The organism is Arhodomonas sp. KWT, from assembly GCF_010993615.1.
Genome location: NZ_WNXE01000783.1, coordinates 1 through 782, shown reverse-complemented (window position 1 = coordinate 782; position 782 = coordinate 1). Strand labels below are relative to the sequence as shown.

Below are 782 nucleotides of genomic sequence, written 5' to 3'. Positions count from 1 at the left end.
CTCGCCGCCGTCGCGGTGATCACCCGCGCCCCCTGGCCGGACACGGCACGCGGCACCGGCCACATCGTGGTCGCCGGGCTGCTCGTCCACGGCGGCTATCTCGGCGGCGTTTTCTGGGCCATCGGCCACGGCCTGGCCGCCGGGGTGACCGCGATCATCGTCTCGCTGCAGCCCGTGCTCACGGCGGCCCTCGCCGGCCTGGTGCTGGGCGAGCGGGTCACCGCCCGGCAATGGGCCGGCCTGCTCCTGGGCCTGGCCGGGGTGGTACTGGTGGTGTCCAGCCGCATCGAGGGGGCGACGGCCTCGGCGGTCAGCCTGGGCGGCGCGGTACTGGCACTGCTGTCGATCACCTTCGGCACGCTCTACCAGAAGCGTTTCTGCCCGGCCACGGACCTGCGCACCGGCGGGGCGATTCAGTTCGGCGCCTGCGCGGTGGCCCTGTTCCTGCCGGCGCTGGCCCTGGAGACCCGCGCCATCGACTGGACCGGCGAGTTCGTCTTCGCCCTGGCCTGGCTGGTGCTGGTGCTCTCGGTGGGCGCGGTGGGGCTGCTGTTCGCGCTGATCCGTCATGGCGCCGCGGCGAAGGTGGCCAGCCTGTTCTACCTCGCCCCGCCGTTCACCGTGATCCTCGGCTACCTGCTCTTCGACGAGCGCCTGGCGCCGCGGGCCATCGCCGGGCTCGCGGTGGTGATGGCCGGCGTGGCACTCGTGAACACCGGTGGTCGCCGGCTCAGCCGCCGCCGAGGAGCCAGCGCGACAGAATCCCCGTGAGGTAGGCGAGC

At 73.5% G+C, this 782-nt stretch carries 1 protein-coding gene; it reads left to right on the top strand.

From position 1 onward, the window contains the following. Positions 1–771: DMT family transporter (locus tag G7A99_RS22380; RefSeq protein WP_163144212.1), on the top strand; the 771-nt coding region annotated here is incomplete at its 5' end. Positions 772–782: the final 11 nt, after the last annotated feature.